The organism is Vibrio pelagius (assembly GCF_024347575.1).
Lineage (GTDB): Bacteria > Pseudomonadota > Gammaproteobacteria > Enterobacterales > Vibrionaceae > Vibrio > Vibrio pelagius.
Map to the genome: position 1 here is coordinate 22462 of NZ_AP025505.1, position 20914 is coordinate 43375.

The 20914-nt window shown below is 44.1% G+C and carries 19 protein-coding genes and 2 pseudogenes; 13 read left to right on the top strand and 8 right to left on the bottom strand.

Features of this window, described 5'->3' with window-relative positions; translation table 11 throughout:
* Window positions 1-21: 21 nt before the first annotated feature.
* The 3 genes from vsple_RS20260 to vsple_RS20270 all read left to right on the top strand — a co-directional run bounded on the left by vsple_RS20260 (window position 22) and on the right by vsple_RS20270 (window position 4054).
* Entirely contained in the window at window positions 22-906 is an 885-nt protein-coding gene (locus vsple_RS20260) for a LysR family transcriptional regulator (RefSeq protein WP_261884215.1), read from the top strand.
* A 200-nt stretch (window positions 907-1106) separates the two neighbouring features.
* On the top strand, window positions 1107-2747 hold the full coding sequence (locus tag vsple_RS20265; RefSeq protein WP_261884216.1) for a DUF1800 domain-containing protein: 1641 nt from the start codon (window positions 1107-1109) through the stop codon (window positions 2745-2747).
* A complete protein-coding gene (locus vsple_RS20270; protein WP_261884217.1) occupies window positions 2744-4054 on the top strand; it encodes a DUF1501 domain-containing protein in 1311 nt (436 codons plus the stop codon). Before vsple_RS20265 ends, vsple_RS20270 begins: the two co-directional genes overlap by 4 nt.
* Before the next feature lie 146 nt (window positions 4055-4200).
* Here the strand turns inward: vsple_RS20270 and vsple_RS20275 are convergent, their stop codons facing one another.
* Window positions 4201-4794, bottom strand: coding sequence for an NADPH-dependent FMN reductase (locus vsple_RS20275; protein WP_261884218.1), 594 nt, complete (start codon window positions 4792-4794; stop codon window positions 4201-4203).
* Window positions 4791-5699: pseudogene (locus vsple_RS20280) on the bottom strand (EamA family transporter). Before vsple_RS20280 ends, vsple_RS20275 begins: the two are co-directional and overlap by 4 nt.
* A gap of 130 nt (window positions 5700-5829) precedes the next feature.
* Between vsple_RS20280 and vsple_RS20285 the strand changes: the two are divergent.
* The 4 genes from vsple_RS20285 (at window position 5830) to vsple_RS20300 (ending at window position 8192) form a co-directional block, all read left to right on the top strand.
* The gene (locus tag vsple_RS20285) at window positions 5830-6312 is read left to right on the top strand and encodes a MarR family winged helix-turn-helix transcriptional regulator (RefSeq protein ID WP_150897498.1); all 483 of its coding nucleotides are present in this window, start codon (window positions 5830-5832) and stop codon (window positions 6310-6312) included.
* A 200-nt stretch (window positions 6313-6512) separates the two neighbouring features.
* Window positions 6513-7487: a DHH family phosphoesterase gene (locus tag vsple_RS20290; RefSeq protein ID WP_261884219.1), complete on the top strand. Its 975-nt coding sequence runs from the start codon at window positions 6513-6515 to the stop codon at window positions 7485-7487.
* Window positions 7488-7675: 188 nt separating this feature from the next.
* The gene (locus tag vsple_RS20295) at window positions 7676-7930 is read left to right on the top strand and encodes a type II toxin-antitoxin system Phd/YefM family antitoxin (protein ID WP_255232963.1); all 255 of its coding nucleotides are present in this window, start codon (window positions 7676-7678) and stop codon (window positions 7928-7930) included.
* Complete coding sequence (locus tag vsple_RS20300; RefSeq protein ID WP_261884220.1) at window positions 7923-8192, top strand: Txe/YoeB family addiction module toxin; 270 nt, start codon at window positions 7923-7925, stop codon at window positions 8190-8192. Before vsple_RS20295 ends, vsple_RS20300 begins: the two co-directional genes overlap by 8 nt.
* Window positions 8193-8342: 150 nt before the next feature.
* Here vsple_RS20300 and vsple_RS20305 read toward each other — a convergent pair whose 3' ends face one another.
* Window positions 8343-9722, bottom strand: a complete 1380-nt coding sequence (locus vsple_RS20305; RefSeq protein WP_261884221.1) for a nucleobase:cation symporter-2 family protein — start codon at window positions 9720-9722, stop codon at window positions 8343-8345.
* Between the two features lie 643 nt (window positions 9723-10365).
* Here vsple_RS20305 and vsple_RS20310 point away from each other — a divergent pair.
* Together vsple_RS20310 and vsple_RS20315 are read left to right on the top strand one after the other, a co-directional pair.
* Window positions 10366-10950, top strand: coding sequence for an NAD(P)H-dependent oxidoreductase (locus vsple_RS20310; RefSeq protein ID WP_261884222.1), 585 nt, complete (start codon window positions 10366-10368; stop codon window positions 10948-10950).
* 10 nt (window positions 10951-10960) lie between these two features.
* Entirely contained in the window at window positions 10961-11527 is a 567-nt protein-coding gene (locus vsple_RS20315) for a carboxymuconolactone decarboxylase family protein (RefSeq protein WP_261884223.1), read from the top strand.
* 216 nt (window positions 11528-11743) lie between these two features.
* On the opposite strand, the gene vsple_RS20320 is transcribed toward vsple_RS20315, so the two are convergent.
* From vsple_RS20320 to vsple_RS20335, 4 genes are all read right to left on the bottom strand, one after another.
* On the bottom strand, window positions 11744-12652 hold the full coding sequence (locus vsple_RS20320; RefSeq protein ID WP_261884224.1) for a DMT family transporter: 909 nt from the start codon (window positions 12650-12652) through the stop codon (window positions 11744-11746).
* 97 nt (window positions 12653-12749) lie between these two features.
* Entirely contained in the window at window positions 12750-13463 is a 714-nt protein-coding gene (locus vsple_RS20325) for an AraC family transcriptional regulator (protein WP_261884225.1), read from the bottom strand.
* A gap of 97 nt (window positions 13464-13560) precedes the next feature.
* Entirely contained in the window at window positions 13561-14358 is a 798-nt protein-coding gene (locus tag vsple_RS20330) for a CLCA_X family protein (protein WP_261884226.1), read from the bottom strand.
* 308 nt (window positions 14359-14666) lie between these two features.
* Window positions 14667-15494: an MBL fold metallo-hydrolase gene (locus tag vsple_RS20335; RefSeq protein WP_261884227.1), complete on the bottom strand. Its 828-nt coding sequence runs from the start codon at window positions 15492-15494 to the stop codon at window positions 14667-14669.
* A 513-nt stretch (window positions 15495-16007) separates the two neighbouring features.
* On the opposite strand from vsple_RS20335, the gene vsple_RS20340 reads away from it, so the two are divergent.
* From vsple_RS20340 to vsple_RS20345, 3 genes and pseudogenes are all read left to right on the top strand, one after another.
* Window positions 16008-16811 (top strand): polysaccharide lyase family 20 protein, encoded by an 804-nt coding sequence (locus vsple_RS20340; RefSeq protein ID WP_261884228.1) that lies wholly within the window; start codon window positions 16008-16010, stop codon window positions 16809-16811.
* Window positions 16812-17001: 190 nt separating this feature from the next.
* A pseudogene (locus vsple_RS21965) lies at window positions 17002-17091 on the top strand (SGNH/GDSL hydrolase family protein); the annotation flags it as partial.
* A gap of 467 nt (window positions 17092-17558) precedes the next feature.
* The gene (locus vsple_RS20345) at window positions 17559-18764 is read left to right on the top strand and encodes a CobW family GTP-binding protein (RefSeq protein WP_261884229.1); all 1206 of its coding nucleotides are present in this window, start codon (window positions 17559-17561) and stop codon (window positions 18762-18764) included.
* A gap of 331 nt (window positions 18765-19095) precedes the next feature.
* On the opposite strand, the gene vsple_RS20350 is transcribed toward vsple_RS20345, so the two are convergent.
* Window positions 19096-20001 (bottom strand): LysR family transcriptional regulator, encoded by a 906-nt coding sequence (locus vsple_RS20350; protein WP_255232950.1) that lies wholly within the window; start codon window positions 19999-20001, stop codon window positions 19096-19098.
* 111 nt (window positions 20002-20112) lie between these two features.
* On the opposite strand from vsple_RS20350, the gene dkgB reads away from it, so the two are divergent.
* Window positions 20113-20913, top strand: a complete 801-nt coding sequence (gene dkgB, locus vsple_RS20355) for a 2,5-didehydrogluconate reductase DkgB (RefSeq protein WP_261884230.1) — start codon at window positions 20113-20115, stop codon at window positions 20911-20913.
* Window position 20914: the final 1 nt, after the last annotated feature.

The following is a 20914-nucleotide window of genomic DNA, read 5'->3' on the forward strand; positions in this document are numbered from 1 at the left end:
ATAGTTATAGCACAGGTGATTATGGATAGTTTCGAAGGCATTAACGAGTTTGTTACGGTTGCGGAGAGCAAAGGGTTTTCTGCCGCGGCAAAACAGTTGGGATGCAGCACCAGTCACGTGAGTCGCCAAGTCACGAGATTAGAAGAGCGGTTAGGTGTCGCTTTGTTAGCACGTTCAACGAGAATGGTGAGTTTGACTGATGCAGGTCAGGCGTATTATCAACAATGCAAGGAGCTAGTGATTGGGCTTCAGCAAGCGAATGAGACGTTAACGACGCAGCAGACTCAATTGAGTGGCGTACTAAGAGTCAGTGCTGCTGGTGCATTTTCTGAAAACCACGTTGCCCCCGCTTTGATGGAGTTCGCTAAGCAACACCCCAATCTCACGGTAGAGATTAACTTCAACACCAGCATGGTTAACTTTATTGAAGACGGCTTTGATTTTGCGATTCGTTACGGAAGGCTCAGTGATTCCGGCTTAATTGCAAGAAAGCTGGTGGACCGTCCAATGGCAGCGGCTGCAAGTCAGAGTTATATTGACGAACATGGCTTACCAACGCACCCGGAGCAGCTTAAACATCACAGCTGCATCATCGCAAACAAAGACGTTTGGCTGTTTGAGAAAGACGGACAGCCGTTAGATGGAGTGAAGGTACATGGTCGATGGAAAAGCAATAATGCCCACACGGTTCTGCAAGCCTGTACCGAAGGCTTAGGTATTGCCTATTTGCCAAAGAGTAGCTTTAACGATGCTATTTCTTCTGGGCGTTTAGTGCCGATACTTGAACCCTATTGGGGCAGTGGCAATAGTAGCTGGATTGTGTACCAAAACCGACATTTCCTGCCATTAAGAGCGAGGTTGGCTATTGATTTCTTACTCGAATACTTCGCTGGTTGGCAGGAGTAAATTGCACGCTTTTTTACCATTTTCGAGCACCTTTCTGCGGACACATTTTTACTAAGCTGCGTCGCTAGGATTGTGTATTGGTTTGATTGTTAAACTTGAACCCGTAGCACGCTTTATGCTGCACCGAATTGCCGCGAATGACGTTCTTCGCTAGTGTGCGGTAAATTATATGTAGTGTATGTGTTTCTGGATTGTCTTATATGTTAAAGCGTTCTCTATTAAAACTGAGCGTCTGTTTTCTTAGTCTCTCAATACTCTCAGCGTGCGGTGGAGGCGAGGGAGATTCAACTACACCCAACTCTCTAACACAAGAACAGCGTTACGACCTTCTGTATCGCTCGACATTTGGCCCAGAGCCAGACTCTTATCAAGAACTAGCGAATCTAGGCTATTCCGCATGGTTAGATCAGCAATTTTCTATGTCGCCAACGTTGCACTCAACTCGTTTGCAACAATACACGTTGGCAGAGAACGCAGACACTTACAGCCAATCTGATCGCGTGGCGGTTTGGTGGGATGTTAGCCTGAATGCGCCCGACCAACTTCGCCAGCGTGTCGCCTTCGCGTTGAGTGAACTGTTCGTGATCTCAAGGTATGGTGCGAGCCTAGGTGGTCGCGCAGTCGAGATGACCGATTACTACGATATGCTTATCACCCATGCGTTTGGCAACTATCGTGATCTTATAGAATCGGTAACGCTGCATGCTGCAATGGGTGATTACCTATCCATGATGGCAAACCAAAAAGCGGATCCAGACAATAATCGTTTTCCAGATGAGAACTATGCACGTGAAGTGATGCAGCTGTTTAGCATCGGTCTGTATGAGTTAAACCAAGATGGTACGGATAAGCTAGATAGCCAAGGGCAACTGATCCCAACTTATTCGCAGGATGATATTGAAAATCTTGCGCGAGTATTTACAGGCTGGCACATCGCTGAAAAAACCAAACCGTGGTGGGGATCGAAAGAGGGAAATTGGCTTGTCCCAATGGTGGCGTATCCTGACTACCATGATGATGAGCAAAAAGTCGTGATGGGCAATGTGTTTGCTCAAGGTCAGACGCCAGAGCAAGACATGGCGCAAGCAATGGATATGTTACTCAACCACCCCAACACCGCGCCATTAATCAGTAAACATCTTATTCAAAGATTGGTCACGTCGAACCCTTCTCCTGCTTATGTCGCTAGAATTAGTGCATTGTTTGCGGATAATGGTTCAGGTGTGAGGGGCGACTTGAAAGCCGTGATTCGTGGCATATTAACCGATAGCGAAGCAGTGAGCGGTGGTGACCGAACACCGGTTAAAATGAAAGAACCCTTGATCGCGATGACTAATTTTTTCCGCGCATTTGAGGCTAAGTCGGCTGATCCTACAGGACGATTCCATAACTCCATCAATACATTTGGTGCATACGGACAGTCACCACTGGGCTCACCAAGTGTGTTCAACTTTTTCTCTCCGGACTACGCGCCAAATGGTGAAATAGCAGCGGCTAACGACGTAGCGCCTGAGTTTGAAATATTGAGTTGGAATAATTTCATTTTGACTAACAACCAACTTTGGGCAGCAACCGGCAGAACAAACTATGAGGGAGAGACTAATCCCTCTCGTATTGTGATCAATACAGCGCCGTTAGAAGCTATCGCCAATGATCACGAAGCTCTAATTGCAGAAATTGAAAGACGCTTACTCTCTGAAAGAATGAGTGATGAACTTAGGGAAATAGTATTAGAAGCATTAGAAGAGCTTCGAGATACACAACAGAGTTTAAAGGTTCGTAATGCCATCTATATCGCAGTAACGAGCCAAGAGTTTCACATTGAGGAGCTAGCCCAATGATTTCACGTCGTCAATTATTAGCGGCTATGGCCTCAACACCCATTGTTTCCATGATGGGCACCAGCTCCGCTTATGCGTTGCCAAATAATGATTATAAGGCTCTGGTTTGTGTCTTTTTATTTGGTGGCAATGATGGTTTCAATATGTTGGTGCCTAATGATAACGCACACTACGATGAATACGCGAATGCTCGCCCAGACATTGCCATCCCACAAGCATCACTGCTTCCTTTATCATTAAACACTGGGTCAAGTTTATCGTTGAGTTTGCATCCTTCTATGGGTGAGGCTCAAAGTCTATTCGATAGCGGGAAAATGGTCGCTATTGCTAATAGCGGTGTACTCATTGAACCTGCGACTAAGACGGGATTGAAAGATGGTACACATGCCATGCCACCTTTCTTGTTTTCTCATAATTCCCAGCAAGCGGAATGGCAACGCGGTTGGTCTGGTAGTAATACGACGCTAGGTTGGGCAGGGCGACTAATGGATGTATTGAGCAGTGAATCAGATGCCATTAGCCCAACTTTCAGTCTTAACGGGTATGCTCAACTTTTGAACGGCAGTGACTATACGGCTAATCTGATCAATGCCTCTTCGCTACCTAGAGTAAATGCGATTAGCAATACTCAGCGTCGAAAAAGTTTCGATCGTGTTATGAGTTTATCGCCACACACCGCGTTCGGACGAGAGTTTGACCGGGTGAAAAACGACTCGGTTTCAATAAGAGATACACTCGCAAATGCGATCAGTTCGATACCCGAAGAAGACCACTTTCCCGATTTCTCGTTGAGTAAGCAGCTACACACGGTTGCTCGACTGATTAAATCGAGCGATCAACTGGGTCACCAAAGGCAAGTTTACTTTGTCGGTTTTGGTGGTTTTGATACCCACGCCAACCAATTGAACGACCATGCAGAACTGATGAGCGCCCTGAGCCAGTCACTTGCAGCATTTAATCAATCCATGGAGGCCGCTGGTTTAGGTGACAAGGTGACCACAATGACCATGTCCGATTTTGGTCGCCGTCTGGCAAGTAATGGCACCGGTACTGATCACGGCTGGGCGAGTAATCACCTTATCATGGGTGGCGCTCTGAACGGTGGGCAATTGTACGGGCAATGGCCATCTCTGATCCTTGATGGAGAGAATGACTTCAACAAAGGGCGTATGATTCCAACGACATCCGTTGAGCAAATCGGTGCGACGATCGCGAAGTGGATGGGAGTGAATACAGACAGCGCGATGGACTACGTTTTTCCGAACCTGACGAATTTTTCGGTGAAAGACTTAGGCTTTTTGAAATAACTTAGTTTGAGTAGTGAGGAATATGATGCGCTTCTAATTCCTACCACTTTAAGTCGTTCTGGGATCGTGAAAGCTAATTTATCTTTTAAGCTTATGTCGACCAAGAACCACCTGTTTTGGGAAGGTGGTTCTTAGTTATTTATTTCTTACATCCCATAACGGAATGCTTTACCTGCGTTGACCATATCACGATGAATAGGGGCCAATGCATTGGCGTAAGCGGCAAGTAGCTCCATGGTGTATTGACTACGCTCGTGGAGCTGCTGATCTGTACATTCATGATCAGCAGTTAGGGTGTTTTCACAATTTCTAAATATCAAATGGTCAGGCAAAAAGCATACGTGGTTATTTTTGTTGCCCGTCAATCGGAGTTCACTTATCGGGTAAACACCATTTATGCTGGCAGACACGCTCACTAACAACGCGGCTTTGTGAGCAAGTTCATCATCAGAGGTCAGCATCAAAAAGTTTTTGAGTGCTGGTGTTGCCATTCCATGCCATTCAGGTGTGATAAAGATGAATGCGTCTGATTGCTTGAGGGTTTGAGCGATGGGTTTCCAGCAGTCCCATTCTTCACTGCCTTGCCACACGCCCTCATTCCAGAACGGTAAATTGAGTTGGTGTAAGTCAAGAACGGTTGTGTCATCAAAGTAGGACGAAGCTAACTTTTGCAAATAATTAGCGACATTTAAGCTTTGAGATTGTCCTCTCTGACTTCCGGATACGATGGTAATTTTCATAATAATCCCTTTTTAAGATCTGAAGTTGTGATTGATGGTTGTGTTTTAGTTGAGCGAGGTGTTGAGAGGAAAATCGAGACGAGAACCGCTACAGCACCGATAGATTGGAGCCAAGTAAGGCTCTGATCTAGAATGAGATAGCCAAGAAAGCAGGCAGAAACAGTGCTAAGAAAGCCTAAAAATGAGACCGTTACTGGTGCGAGCTTTTCAATGCCGCGAAACCATAAAAAGTATCCCAAAATGGCCCCAATCAAACTTAGGTAGGCGTAACCCAAGTAGTTAGTTGGTGTAAGTTGAGCTGGAATACCTTCTAGCCAAAGCGCGACGGGCAGTAATGCCACTCCACCAAACAACAACTGCCAACCAGTGAAGCCAAGCATTGTCATGCCTGTAGGGCGCCCCCATTTTTTCGTTAGTACCACCCCTGAAGCCATGCTTAATGTGCCAAGTATGGCGATCAGTACGCCTCGTATATCGAGTTGGGTCGAGTTATTAAGTACCAAAAGCGTGACCCCAATAACCCCAAGTCCACATGCTGCCATCTGTTTTGAAGAAAAATGCGCCCCCAATAAGTACCAGCTTATGATCATCACAATGATCGGTTGTACCGACATCACGACGGAAGCCAATCCGCCTGGTAAGTAAGTCGCTGCGAAAAATAGTCAGTAGAAAAACAGTCCGATGTTTAGAAACCCGAGCACTGCCATACGAGACCACCATAACCCAGAGGGCAAGGTGCGACTTAAGAGCACTAATAGGAGACCTGCTGGCAGCGCACGAATAGTAGACGCAATTAAAGGACTTTCTGGTGGTAGTACTTCTGTCGTCACAATGTAAGTGCTGCCCCAGACAATTGGTGCAACAGCCGTTAGTGCGACGGTTTTCATCTGTTGAGCTCTATTCATACCTCACCTTTCTGAATTGGTAGTTTGTTTTTAAAAAGTATCTTTTGCAAAAGATACTTTTTAAAAAGTAATTGAGGTTTATTTTCTAGTCAAGTATCTTTTTGAAAAGATATTTACTGGAGAGATAAAAATGGCATCAGATAAAGTCGATAGGATTCTTGCTCAATGGGATGAAGTGAGACCGGATCTTGACTGTTCAGCGATGGGAGTGGTCGGGCGATTGCGTCGCACCAGTGGTGTGTGGAAGAAGAAGCTAGATCCGGTGTTCCAAGAATACGGGCTTAGCAGTATCGAATTCGATATTCTTGCCACGTTGCGTCGCTGTGATGCAGCCGTCACTCCAACAGAGTTGTATCAAACTCTGATGCTTTCTTCAGGTGCAGTGAGTACTCGTATTGAACAGTTGGTGAAACGTAATTGGGTCCAACGAATTGCTAGTGAGCATGATAGACGAAGCTGCAAAGTCGTCTTGACTCAAGAAGGTGTTGAATTGGTTGATAAAGTTTTGAATTCACATGTCGCCAATATGGATAAAATGCTAAACGTCCTAAGCAAACAAGAACAAGATCAACTGGCGCATTTGTTGAAGAAAGTACTCATAGCAGAACAATAACTCTAAGATCGATCCTACAGGTTTTATTTTCTTAAGAAGCATTGCTGATACTCGCATGTTTTATGGGAGCTTGTTTCCTGCGGTGTAGTTCAATCGTGTTATATCACCTAACAACTTGATATTGATATGAAATGAAGTCGCTTGTAAAAATACAACTTCGTGTTTTGACCAATTTGATGTAGAGAATGAAAGGAACCCCAATGCATTACGATGTATTCAATGGAGACGCAGACGGCATCATTGCGTTATTACAACTGCGTTTGAGTGAGCCGAAAGAGAGCGTGCTTATTACCGGCGTGAAGCGTGATATTAAGTTACTCTCTCAAGTCGTTGGTCAAAAGGATGTCTCTTCGGCCACGGTACTGGATGTGTCGATGGAGAAAAATCAGGATGCGTTACGTTCGCTGTTGGATGCCAAGGTCGATGTGTTCTATTGTGACCACCATCGTACAGGGGAAATGCCTTATTCTGCCCATCTTGAAACTTTAATCGACACAGCGCCAGAGTGCTGTACCAGTTTGTTGATCAACCAGAAGCTCAACGGTAAACATGTTGCGTGGGCAATTGCAGCAGCCTTCGGAGACAATTTAAAAGCTGTCGCGCTTAAACTCGCGCAAGAAAGTGGCTTTAACGAATCACAAATTGCGTTCTTGGAGGAGTTGGGTACCTTAGTCAATTATAACGGTTATGGAGCGTCACTTAGTGATCTCCACTTCACGCCTGTTGAGCTATATCAGACGCTTTATCAATACCCAAATCCATTTGATCTTTTGAGTGATGAAGAGTCGGTGTTCTACCGCTTACGTGCGGCTTACCAAAGTGACTTCCAACAAGTGTCGAACCTTACCCCTGCTTATGAGAGCCCTTCAGCACGTGTCTTTGAATTACCGAGCGAAACATGGGCGAGGCGTATTAGCGGTGTCTTTGGTAATGAGATCGTTAACCAAGATCCAAACCGTGCTCAAGCTGTACTAACAAAAAACCAAGATGGCGAATCTTACACGGTGAGCTTGCGAGCCCCTTTGTCGAATAGAACTGGTGCTGACGAGGTTTGTTCAAGTTTTACAACGGGCGGCGGTCGAAAAGCGGCGGCGGGTATCAATGTGCTGCCAGAGGCGGATAAGCAACGTTTTATTCAAGTATTAACGGATTACTATTCGAACACCGTCAGTTGATAGCAGCCGTTTATCTTGCGTAAATCCGTCAGCAGATAACGCTTTCACTTTATAGAGTTAGTCGGTGACTTGCTACTAAGAGGTTCCCTTCGGCTGTTGCTATACTTTTGTTCACATGTTCAACTTACTGTACAGCTTTTGAATCAGCGTTTATAATTGTGCCATAAAATGTACATGTCGAGGTTTATATGCGAATCGTATCTTTTACTGAAGCAAGGAACAGTCTTAAATCTGTACTAGATGGGGTGGTGGACGATGCTGATACCACGGTGATCACTCGTCGCGATTCCGAAGATGCTGTCGTTATGTCTTTAGACTATTACAACAGTTTGATGGAAACGGTGCACTTGCTGCGCTCACCCAAGAATGCGGAGCATTTGAGTCGTTCTATTGAGCAATACCGTCATGGTAAGACAACGGAGCGAGAATTAATCGATGAGTAGTAGTCAGCGCCTGCTCTCATGGACTGATGAGGCGTGGAACGACTATTTATACTGGCAAACTCAAGATAAGAAAACACTAAAACGAGTCAACAAACTCATCAATGATGTCAAGCGGTCACCTTTTGAAGGTATTGGAAAGCCAGAACCGTTAAAAGAGAATCTTTCGGGGTTTTGGTCTAGGCGAATTGATGAAACTAATCGATTGGTGTATGCCGTAGATGATCAAGCGACCACAGTCATTTCATGTCGCTACCATTACTAGTAATCGACGAGTTTAGTCAGATACTTGGTCTTGCCAAGTTTCAAAGATTTTTAATTTGAGGTTATGTATCATCGTGATGGCTCAAACAGTTCGGCTAGCTGAGTATGTCAACTAACCGAAGTGCGTTCATATCAGTAATAGGTATCTTGCTTAAGCTTCATTTGCTTGCGTATTACTTGGTAAAGGTCTTTCGCCTTTCTCAGGGATGATAGCCATTAATCCAGTAATAATGAGGGCGGCGATACCTGACATGGTGACCGGAGACCCGAAGATACTTTGAACCAATTTGGGTGCCTCTTTTAGCAAGTCAGGCACAAGCATTACGCCAAGGCCTAAACCAAAAGAGATGGCGATCGTCATAATACGACGGCGATCTAACTCCTGATTAGCAATAATCTTAATGCCTGCTGCAGCGACAGTACCGAACATCACCAACGTCGCACCTCCTAATACCGGTTTTGGAATAGTCATTAACACTGCTCCTAACACTGGAAACATCCCCAATAAGAATAGAATGCCCGCGATAAAGTAACCGATGTATCGACTGGCGATACCCGTAAAGTGAATAACACCGTTATTCTGGCTGAAAGTGGTATTTGGAAAGGTGTTGAATACCGCAGCAATGAGCGAGTTAACGCCATCACCTAGTACACCAGCTTTAAGACGTTTTATGTATTTAGGTCCTTGGATAGGTTGGCCTGAGAACATACTGTTTGCCGTCAAGTCACCTGTAGACTCAATAGCTGTGATTAGGTAAATGAAGGCGATTGGTAAGAACGCTTGCCAGTCGAAAGCAAAACCGTATTTGAATGGTACAGGAATGCTCAACAACGGCTGCGAAGCGAAGTCAGGCATAGATGCTTTACCCATGGCAATCGCGATTGCCCACCCAATGCTTAAACCTATCAAGATAGACGACAGCCTTACCATGATGTTCTGACTCAGATTTAAAGCGACGATGACACCAAGAACGATTGCACCAAGCATCAGATTGCTCGGAGCACCAAAGTCTTCTGCACCAAACCCTCCTGCGATATCGGTAATTCCAACCTTAATTAGAGAGATACCAATAGTGGTAATAACAATGCCAGTCACAACTGGCGTGATGACGACTTTCAGTTTATCGATAAAGCGAGAAAGCGCGATTTCAACGAAGGCACCCAAAAAGCAGACGCCAAAAATAGTTGCTAACATCTCATCTGGGCCACCCCCATTGGCTTTAACGAGAAAGCCCGCCCCCAACACTGAGCCTAAAAATGCGAAACTGGTGCCTTGTACACAGATCATCCCGGCGCCGACAGGGCCGATTCGCTTCGCCTGAATAAAGGTGCCAACGCCAGAAACCATCAAGGCCATACTAATCAGGAAAGGGATATGTTCTCCCAAACCCAATACGCCGCCGATAATGAGAGTGGGTGTGATAATGCCAACAAAGCTAGCCAAAACGTGTTGAAGTGCCGCATAGCTGGCGGCTTTCACCGACGGGCGATCATCCAGTCCGTAGATCAATTCACTGTTACGTTGTTCCATGTGATTTCCTTAATGTATTTATTATTGTATACAATTCTTAATCAACATAGTGAGCAATATACGTACCAATGATGAAATGCCCTTATATCGGGACGCCAGATATCAAACCATGCTGGTGTTGCACTAAAAGTTGCCAACCTTGGTCGCTGTTGGTGCAATTAAACACATGTTTCGTCGAGAGTATGTTCCTAGTCTTTTCCTTCTTGAGGAGGGTGTGCACCGCTCGTTGATTTGTGTAGCGTGATAGCAGGTCCTGTTAACTCGGTTGTCATGGCTAAGTTGCTTAAGCCGTGCTTACCTTATTTGAGAGAGTCGTTATGAATAGTGCGAAGGTCTATAACGTTTTGAATTAGAAGCAAGCGGTACAGATATGTCGCCAAGCCTAAACAACCAATCAATGCGTCTTTGAATGGGTATTGATCCATAAGCCAATCTTCAGTTCTGCTTACACATCTAATCTCAACCTTTTATAAAAAATAAAACTCTTATAAAACAATGTCTTAAATTGGGCTTGGCCGGGATTTATAGCGGTTACTAAAAGTTAACTGGTTGTATTATAGCTCTAGGTGACCATAATAAACCACAAGAAGGCGAAATCATCTTCGCTTTGGAAAATAGTCATTTCATTTAAGGGTTAATTATCATGAGTAACGTTCTAATCATTAACGCACACGAACCATCTCCGTTTTCTGAAGGTAAGCTAAATGCTGCTTTAGTCGAGAAAGCTCTCACCACGCTAGAGTCAAAAGGTCATGATGTTCGTGTTGTTACCATGCAAGACGAAATCATTGTTGATGAGCAACTGGCACACTTCGAATGGGCAGACCGCGTGATCCTTCAGTCACCTGTTAACTGGATGACGATTCCATGGTCATTTAAAAAATATATGGACGATGTATTTACCGCAGGGATGGGTGGCTCTCTTTGTGCATTTGATGGCCGTAATGCAGAAGAACCGAAGAAGAACTACGGTACGGGCGGCACTCGCACTAACACTAAATATATGTTGTCTTTCACATTCAACGCACCTGAAGAATCATTTAATGATGACAACGAGTACTTATTCCAAGGCCGAAGTGTTGATGATTTGATGTTCCATATGCACGCAAACTTCCGTTTCTTTGGTATGTCTGCACTTCCAACGTTTGCGTGTTATGACGTAATGAAAAATGGTGACATCGAAAATGATTTCGTACGTTTTGAAGCACACCTAGACGCTAACTTCTAAGGAGAAGACCATGAGTACTGAATTTACTTACTATGATGCAGAAACTGCGCCTGAAGAGTCAAAAGCTCTGGTGGAACAGTCTCTAAAAGGATTTGGCATGCTACCAAACTTACATGCTGTTCTTGCCGAAGCACCCGCAACATATGAAGCATACAACACGGTTTTCGAACTGTTTATGAAGAACACAACATTCAGCCCGCTAGAACAGCAGGTGGTCTTCATGACAGCAAATTTCGAGAACAACTGCCACTACTGCGTTCCGGGTCATACATGGATGATGAAAGCAGGCAAAATGCCAGATGAAGTCATTGAAGCGCTGCGTGAGGGTACTGCAATTCCAGATACGAAGCTCCAAGCTTTGCACGATTTTACCAAAGATCTACTTGATAATCGCGGCCATATTGGTGATGAAAGACTGCAAGCCTTCCTAGATGCTGGTTTCACTAAGCGTCAAGCACTTGAAGTACTTACGGGGTTGTCTGCGAAGCTTATCTCAAACTTCACAAACGCAATCGCACACACTGAACCAGATGCGCCATTTCAAAAGTTTGCTTGGACGCACCCTAGTGAACGTTAATTGTCTAGATGTTTGATTGAACGCTGCCAAAGCACTGTAGGCGTTACGCAAACAGTGCTTTTGACTGATTCTGATACGTTTGTTGTTGTTTTCAACCGGAAAGTGGTTAGTTCTGTTACCTGTCCGATATAGAGTGAGAAAAGCCCCTCTCTGAGCCAATAGCTAAAGTTGATTCAGGGTGGGATGTACTTCAAGGCTCAGGGATAGATTTTTTCATTAATCGGCTCCAGCGCTAGACTGAAAAAGCAAGCAAACCATGATTAAAGCGATGCCAAACCAACCTATAGGCGGAATGTACTCTTCGAGTATTAAGACAGCGATGACTGCTGCAACCACAGGCTCGAACAGCGTTAGGATATTAGCTGTGCTGGCATTGATGTGTCTTAACCCCACACCAAACATGATGTAACCCACACCCATTGGAATAACAGCCATGTAGATGAGCACTAGGGTATTGGTTTGAGATACAAATAAGTTGTCTCCCGAAGCGAGTAACGTAGGTAGAAGTAAACACGCCCCCAGCCCAAAGATGGCACCCATAGCAGCCTGTGATTGGACCCCCTTATTGATAAGCTCTTTTGCCATTAATGAATATGTGGCGTAACTCAGGCCAGCTACTAGTCCTAGTAAGATTCCCCAAAGTTTAAATTGCGGTTGAGCGTGACCGTGAGTGCTCTCGGCATTGACGAGAAGTACAATGCCAACAACCCCAAGACCTAAGCTCACCCACTTTCGAGTGTTTAGATTTCTTTTTGTGCTAAATAGACACTCGAATAGAAGAGTGAAAAGTGGGGCAGAGGCGATAGAGACTACAGTGCCTGTAGCAACACCGGCCATTCTCATTGAAGTGTAGAAAGCCATTGGATAAACCATTAATGCAAGTGCGCCAATTAGTACTTCTTTTCTGTGGTGCTTTAGTCGTGAAGCGTTTCTCTTCAAGGCAGTATTTGCTAAAAAGGCCTGTATCAAACCACCTATACCCATAGAAAATGCACCAACGGCTAATGGACTTACCTCCGGAACTAACGTGGCTGCTGCACCTGTCGTTCCCCAAAGTATCGAAGCCAATAATATAAAAAGAGATCCGTGTTGATGTGGTGATAACTGAAAGCGTGTTGTCATCATGTCTTAATCCGATCATTCATTTGATACTGAAAGGATAAGCGATGGAAGAAAGTTATATTTTGCTGAAAAGACGAAGTTGTATTTTAAAAGGACGCTTTTAACTGCGTGTGAACTGGCGAGGGGGAAGGCCGAAATGAAGAGAGAAGCGTCGGCTGAAAGCAGAAAGGTCGTTATAGCCGACTCTTTCAGCAACAATTTGAACGGGTAAGTCAGTATGTGTAAGAAGTGCTTTGGCTTTTTCCATTCTATGGTGAGTCACGTATTGTTGGACGCTCATATCGAGGTTGGTTTTGAAAAGTACTTTAAATTGAGTCGGGCTCAGACAAGCGATTTTTGATAGGTCTGCGATCGAGAGTGGGCTAGCTAAATTGTCAAAAATCTCGCTCTGCGCAGCTCGGATCCGAGGATCGATTTTTGAGGTTATTGGTTGCTGTGTAAGTAGCATGGTAAAGACATCGAGAATCGAAGCCTCAATCGCTTTGTCCACTTGGTGTTCTAGCTGCTTCTCTACAAAATAGATAAAGCTCAGTAGCGGCGTTGTGATAGAAAACACATGTACGCTACTCTCGAGAATATGCTCTGGAAGCGTTGGCATGTCGGCAACAATAAATCGAGCGGCTTCGTCGGCTTGAAAACCATGAGTCGCGCCTGCTGGAATCACAACGCACTCACCAACGGTCACCTTTCCAGAGAAGCTATCCATTTGAATATTGATGTTGCCCTGAACTGGAAGCACAAGCTGGTGGTAATCATCGTGCGAATGACTGTTTAGCTTCTTAGTGTAGGCTCGAATACTGAGAGTAGGTTGCATCGCGAAGTCCATCCATTTGACTGAAGTGTAAACAAGGTAGCTGCACTATAAATCGTGCTGAAGGCGTACTCACTTTGTTATAAGCTTTTAAAGCTTTCTAGTGCAAACCACTTAAGGCTTCACCCAAAGGTTTTAAGTAGGCTTGCAGTGCGTTGTGTATCTTTATTCGGTGTTCTAAATCAGGGTAAACTTTGATGTGTTCGGGTTTGGTTGTCCCGGAGACTAAGTAACTGTTTTCAATGCCTGAACACGATTCTACGACTGACTCAAAAGCCCTCGCCATCATCTCAGTTGGTAGAGAAAAATAATGACTTCCCATCGCTTTGTCAGCAACCACACTTCGTGACACATAGTCGTGTCGATCTTGTTGATCATCCGTAAGTAACGCCGCATCAAATATTTTGAGCAATCTGTCATTCAACGGATGCGGAAAATGCGCCACGCTTTTCAGCCAACAGTCACTGGCAAAGATCGTTCGTTTTTGCGGCCCTGATCTGTCACCTATATCAAACGCTTTCTCTGCAATGTAGTGGTCAAACGCGTGCCAAAATTCATGAGCCAAAGCGCCAGCTCCTGCGTTTTTCGCAAGTGCTAGTTCTCTTTGGTTTGGTGCGTAGTGGGCTTGAACACCTTTTTGTCCACCGCTACCGAAAGCCAAATTTAGACTACCTCTCAACCCAATGGCTTTGGGTGGTAGCGCCAATATATAAGCAAGATCGGCAAACGAATCAAAGATCAGATTAGCCGCTAGGTCTTTCTCTTCTTGATTGACCCACTTGCCAACACGAATACTACCAATGCCAAAGGTATCTCGAATGTCGATAAACGACACTTGCTCCCCATGACGATAGTCTGGGCCCTTACGAGTTTTGTATTTAAAGCTAGTTAAACGCAAGATTCACCTTGAGCGATGGGTAGTGATTGGGGCTGCGTCTATTGTACATCAATTGATGTGGGTAGCGTTTGGAAAAAGACAGAATCGCTTGGTGATCACATGGTTACTAGAATTTGTCCAACAACCGGTTGGACAATTGGGAAACAGCTTGTTTCACAAATAAATCTCATGGTGGTTTCTTGCGCTCTAAACACATCTTGGGGCAGAAACTTGTCAGTGGCTTTTCCAATTTAGCATTTAACGGATTATCTTCGGTATCGCTAAACTTTTAACCCAGTAGAGAAGACTACACATTATCTGCAGAACTATTACAGGACTTTTATTTTATTCTTAGCTAAGTTCTCTTGTTGTTTAAGGAACATGAAGAAGTTTGTCTCACTAATAAATGGATTCTCATTTGCACCTAGCTTCTCCCTATTCTCAAATAGGTAATTTTTATGTGGATGGTTCGAAAGGTTGACGCTCACAACAGGCGACTGGAGTGAAATCTTTCTAATTTTCTCCATACTACTCAAGAACTGGTCAATTATTTTTGGGTCGTTGCCACTTACGCTATGGCCACCAACGATAAAAGCACGATGTTCAGCACCTTTATCTTCGACTGCGAAGTCTAGGGAAAAATCACCTTCAGTGTGACCCGGTGTGAGATAGAACTTAAACTCATGATCACCAATAACCATAGATCTATCGCTTTTTATCTCTATGTCTAGGTTTGGTGGAAGGAACTTGTTCTCACCTTTGCTTTTATTTGATTGCTGTATAGATAGCTCATGAGCGCTTTTGGTCATCACAACTTTAGAACCATACATCTTTTGAAGTAACTGAGCGCCCCCAACATGGTCAGAGTGTCCATGAGTGACCAATATGTGAGTTACTGGTTCTTTATCTAACCCTAGCTTCTCAAGGTTGATAGGAATCCATTTCGAATAAGGGAAATCGAGAGTATCAATTATCACGAGTCCATCATCTGTGACAACTACATATGATGAAACCCATTTGTCCCCAACATAGTAAACATTATCAAACATCTGAAACGGTTCTACATAACCGTTCTTATCATTCATCGTTGGAACGTCTTTGCTTGAAGAAGCAAAGACCGATGCACTGAAAAGGGCACCTAATATAATTTTTTTCACGAAATCACCTGAAAACACTTACTGCTTAGTTTGGATTCTGACTTACCAAGACACTCATTGAGCGCTGAGTTAGTCCAAAAGGGAGCTACGACCTTAAGAGCAATTTGTTGCATAATCAAGGAAAAAGATACGCTATTTACTTTATGACGTACCGATAGAACTACATCATTTGGATAGCGAAACAAATCTTTTTAGAAATGAGGGTTTTTGAATTGACTATGTTGACTGAATTAATCTTGTGAAATTTTGGGGCTATCTAAACAAACTTTGGGGCAAATCAGAGCGAACAACTAAAAACATACGTTAACCATCAATCGCAACCACCAAACAAAAACGAGGAGGTCATCCGATCCTCGCTTTTCCCATCCATCGCTCTACAGTAAGTTAAACGCCAGTGCCCCAATAATGGCACAGGACACAGACGCGTAGGCGATTTCAACGATATACTTCTCGAAACAAACATCTCATCGGTTTATTGACCTCTTTTTCAGTGGTGGCAGGTCTGCGTTTATCATGAAGTTACTTTTACCCATTATTTTGTCGCCACTGTTGGTGGCGTGTGCTGAGCAATCGGTCGCTCATTTGAGCTGCCCTGATATCAAACCCGATGACACAGCGCATCAATGGCACAGTCCATTTGATGATTTGCAGGGTTGGGGAAGACATTTTGGTTACCCGCACTCAGCGATGATAGTCCAAGATCCGATGGACTCAAACAATAATGTACTGCGATTAGAATTGCGAGACGGCGATCAATTTCACACTCGCTCTGGGTACGCTTATCGAGCGGAAGTGTACGAGCGCTATAAAGCACCGTTCAATCAGCCAATACACTATCGGTTTAAAGTGCTGATCACTGACCAATGGCAGCACGACAATGTGCGCGCTTTAATTGCTCAGTGGCATGCCACGCCAGATCGTCATTTGAATGAAATCAGCCGTAGCCCTAACCTTGGGATTGAACTGCGTAATGACCGTTTTCTGATACGCTCCCAAACTAGTCAGTTGGTGGTGAACAGCGACAACAAACACGGCATGACGAGAACTCAGCACTACCTTAGCGCGCCGATCGAAAAGAATCGCTGGTATCAGTTTGATGTCAAGGTGAAGTGGACGCCTAACTCTGATGGCTACCTTGCCATTACCATTAATGACCAACGTGTAGTGAACCACCACGGGCCGACCAGTTATGTCGATTGTCTCGGCCCCTATTTTAAAGCGGGCATTTACCGCGACCACAGTGTCAACACCTTTGCTCTGCTGTTGGATGATTACTCACGAACCTTGATTGAGGAATCAAATACGGATTTGGAATAAGCCATATTCCAAATCTACGATCCTTATCGGAGTTGTTGGTCAACATAGAGTCTGGCGGTCAACTAGAATTGTTCCAGCCACTATAACGTCCGGTCATCCCACTCGGTCAGCATGAACCGAAACATTTGTGGACAAGAAGTTTGCCAGCGACTTTGCTAAATTAGTAATAAATGAATAACTACAGGTATGGAAAACTCGCCTGCGTTATTTACGCCCTTGCTTGGAATCTCATCGGCCTGACTTGGTCATTATTATGCTCGGCACGAACGACATGAAAAACTGCTATCTGGACCTTGATGTACTGGAACACGATGTATCCTTGCGGGATTGCCTTTTACGTGCGCCTACATCCGCAACATTGGACGATTTGCAACAACCTCCGCCTTTGATCGGCATACGTGAGAACATCACACCAATTGCGAGCATCGCAATACAACTTATGAAAATAAGAACGGTAAGAACTAAAGTCATAACACCACCTCCTATAAATCACTGTATTGTCATCTTTCTCCAATTTTATAAACAAAGCAATGGTTGTTTTGTAACCACTTATTATTTTTATCAATAGTCAGGCCTTTGCTGGTGGTGACACATGATAAGAAACGAAGGTGAGTTTTGTTACACCAGCCTCTGTGGTCTTAACCGGCTCTTAATCTTTCAGTCTAAGACAGCAATTGTATTCCTTCTATAACTCATTAAATTGTTATGTTATAACGTTGGTTTATTCAGAGTTTGCAGGTCAAAGGTATGCCATCAATTCCAGTCACTATTTTGCATGGGTTTCTCGGGTCAGGGAAAACCACGTTTTTACGCAATATTCTTCAACAAGCCGATTCTTCTGGTGTTGAACTGTCCGTTATTGTGAATGACATGAGTGAGTTAGACGTCGATGGCGTGCTTATCTTAAATACCGATGCGGTGAGTGAAGAGCAGGGCAACTTTGTCACGATCAGTGGAGATAGCATCAGCAGCCAAAGTGGTGTAAGGAAGCTTGATAAAGCCCTTAAAAAGCTCTGCGTAGAAAAATCGCCAGAATGGATTGTGATCGAAACGTCGGGCAGTAGTCATCCTTTGCCTTTGGTTGAGTATTTCAAAAATAACGCACCATTCGCTCTCAAAGACGTGATTACGTTGGTGGATACGACTTGGTTGCGAGATGACTATCGTCAAGGTTCTGTCTTAATTCCGAAGTGGCAGGAGAAGGTGCAGCAGGGTGTTCGCGGCGTTGAAAACTTGTTGGTAGAGCAAATCATGTTCTCAAACCGTGTCATGCTTACCAAGACGGACAAAGTGGATGACAATACCGTTCGCAACATCGCGCAGGCGATTCACCCGCTTAATGTTTATACCGAGATAATCAAAACGTCATGGGGAAACTTGGATATCCGCATGTTGAAAGGTGATCAAGACTATAATTTCTTCCTCGTTGAGCAGTTAATCGCAGAACTTCGTGAGACGGTGAATGAGCCGTTGAATCTCTCTGATAAAGACGAACAAAGCCTTGTCGCGAAAGTGATCAAAGATGATCGACCTTTTCATCCTGCGCGTTTGTGGAATACCTGCCATCAGTATTTAACTAAAGGTGTCTTCCGCAGTAAGGGGTTCTTTTGGTTCCCAAATCGAGACGATGTTTCACTGCTTTGGAGTCAAGCGAACGGTAATATGGGGCTTGAAATCACAGGCTTTTGGCGCGCTTCAGTAATCAATGACGAATCGCAAAACTTCACTGATGAACATCGTCAAATCCTGCAAGATAAGATAGACAGCGTTGAAAGCCGTTTTGGTGATCGTCGTTGTCGCTTAACAGTGATTGGGCAAGAAAACGAAGTCGATGTGTTTATCGATGCGCTGGAAAACTGCTTTTTAACGGATGCGGAATTGGAGCAATGGCAACAAGGAGCAACATTTGAAGATCCTTGGCCAAAGAAAATAGCTAAGTTAAGCCAAAAGTAACCTTTGGAACGAAACAGTTTGTTGTAATCCTTCGCATTATGGAGCGACACCAAGTCAAATAGCACCCATCTTCCCTGAGACTGGTGCACCAGAAGCAGAGCAACGAGTTAAACACATCACAGAAATTGATGAGTGCTTGCAACTGCTTTATCGAGAAAGCTCAGCGTAAGCAAGCTTTATAAACCGATCGAGCAGAAGCGTGTTCTTTAATGGAAGAAAGCCGCTTAAGGTTATCTCATCGGGCAGACTGAATGATTTAGCGCAAACGCATCAAGTTATTCGAAGGATGGTGTGTATTTAAGTCATGGTTCGCTCTCGTGCGAAAGAAAAGCTACATAAACTCGTTTTTCTCAACATTTAAGTTCGCCTTGATAAATTCAATAAACGATGAAATTCTTAGAGATGTTGCTGAGTTCTTATAGTAGATAGCGTGAATGGGCTGCTCTATCTTGAGTGAAGACTCTTTGAACAGTTCTACCAAGGTACCATTTCTTCTATCACTAAATGTCATAAAGTCAGACAAGCATGCGATGCCAGCTCCGCTTAACGCTAGATGCCGGATCACCTCACCGTTGTCGGCTTGCAAGTCACTCGTTGCTCTAAAGATCTTATCGTTTGCATCTTTGAGCGGCCAGTTTTTCAAAATCTCAGGCCGACTAAAACCTAATAACCTATGGTTGGACAACTCATCAATACTACTTGGTGTACCAAATTCATTCAGATATTCAGGGCTAGCAACAATACGTATTCTGCTATTACCGATAAATACTGCTCTTAATGAGGAGTCTTTCAGCTGCCCGATGCGGATAGCAATATCGGTGTGCTTACCAACTAAATCTATGTTTTCTTCATCTGTCGTCAACTCGATTTCAACGTCAGGGTAAAGGGATTGATAACGCGAAATGCACGGAGCAAGCCCATGAATCGCGAAGGGCGTGGCTGCATTTATGCGTAAAAAACCTGAGGGCGTCTCTTTCTGGTGCTTCAACTGCACTTCTGCTAACTCAACCTCTTCGAGCACTTTGCGTACTCTTTTCAGGTAGATACTGCCTTCTGAAGTGACACTCAATTTACGTGTAGTCCGGTTTAATAAGGTGGTTTCTAGTTTCGCTTCGAGCCTAGAAATAGTTCTACTCACCGCAGCTGGTGTTATAGAAAGAATCTCTGACGCTCCTCTCACAGTTCCAGTATCGGCAACTGCGACTAGAGCTTTCATTTCATCCAAGGTCGATTTCATTCGTTACCTTTTGTAATTTTATAATTAACTAATGTTTACTTTAGGGAATCAAAATCATCAAGTAAAGTTAGTGCCAACAACAAAGACAAGATAAATACTTAGGAGATAAAAATGACAGTACCTTCATTTGGTGTAGGCACTTTTCGCTTAGAGGGTGAAGTGGTAAAAAATTCAGTACGCAACGCATTGGAAGTTGGATATCGTGTGGTTGATACCGCTCAAATCTATGGTAATGAAGCGAGCATAGGAGAAGCACTGGTTGAATCTAAGTTGCCACGAGAAGAGTTGTTCATCACGACAAAAATCTGGGTAGATAATATGTCTAAGGATAAGCTCATTCCAAGCCTCAAAGAGAGCCTAGAGAAACTAAAAACTGACTATGTCGATTTAACATTGATTCATTGGCCGGGTTCAAACAACAACGTCGAAGAGTATATGCAAGCGTTACTTGAAGCAAAATCGTTGGGATTAACCAAACAAATTGGGGTATCAAACTTCAATATCGAGTTGTTAAATAAAGCGTTTGATGCGGTGGGCAAGGAAAATATAGCAACCAACCAAATTGAACTAAGCCCATTCTTGCAAAACCACAAGCTGGTGTCATTTATGCAAGAAAATGACATTCAAGTGACCTCTTACATGACGTTAGCTTATGGCGAAGCTTTAAAGGACTCAACGATTATTGATATCGCAAGTAAGTACCAATCAACGCCTGCGCAAATTGTGCTCGCGTGGGCGCTAGCAAAGGGATTTGCAGTGATTCCATCTTCAACCAAGCGTGAGAACCTCATTAGTAATCTTCAAGCTCAACAGATTCAACTATTGAGTGAGGATATCAAATTAATCGATAGCCTTGAGCGTAACGGGCGTCAAGTTAGTCCTGATGGTCTTGCTCCACAGTGGGACGATTAAA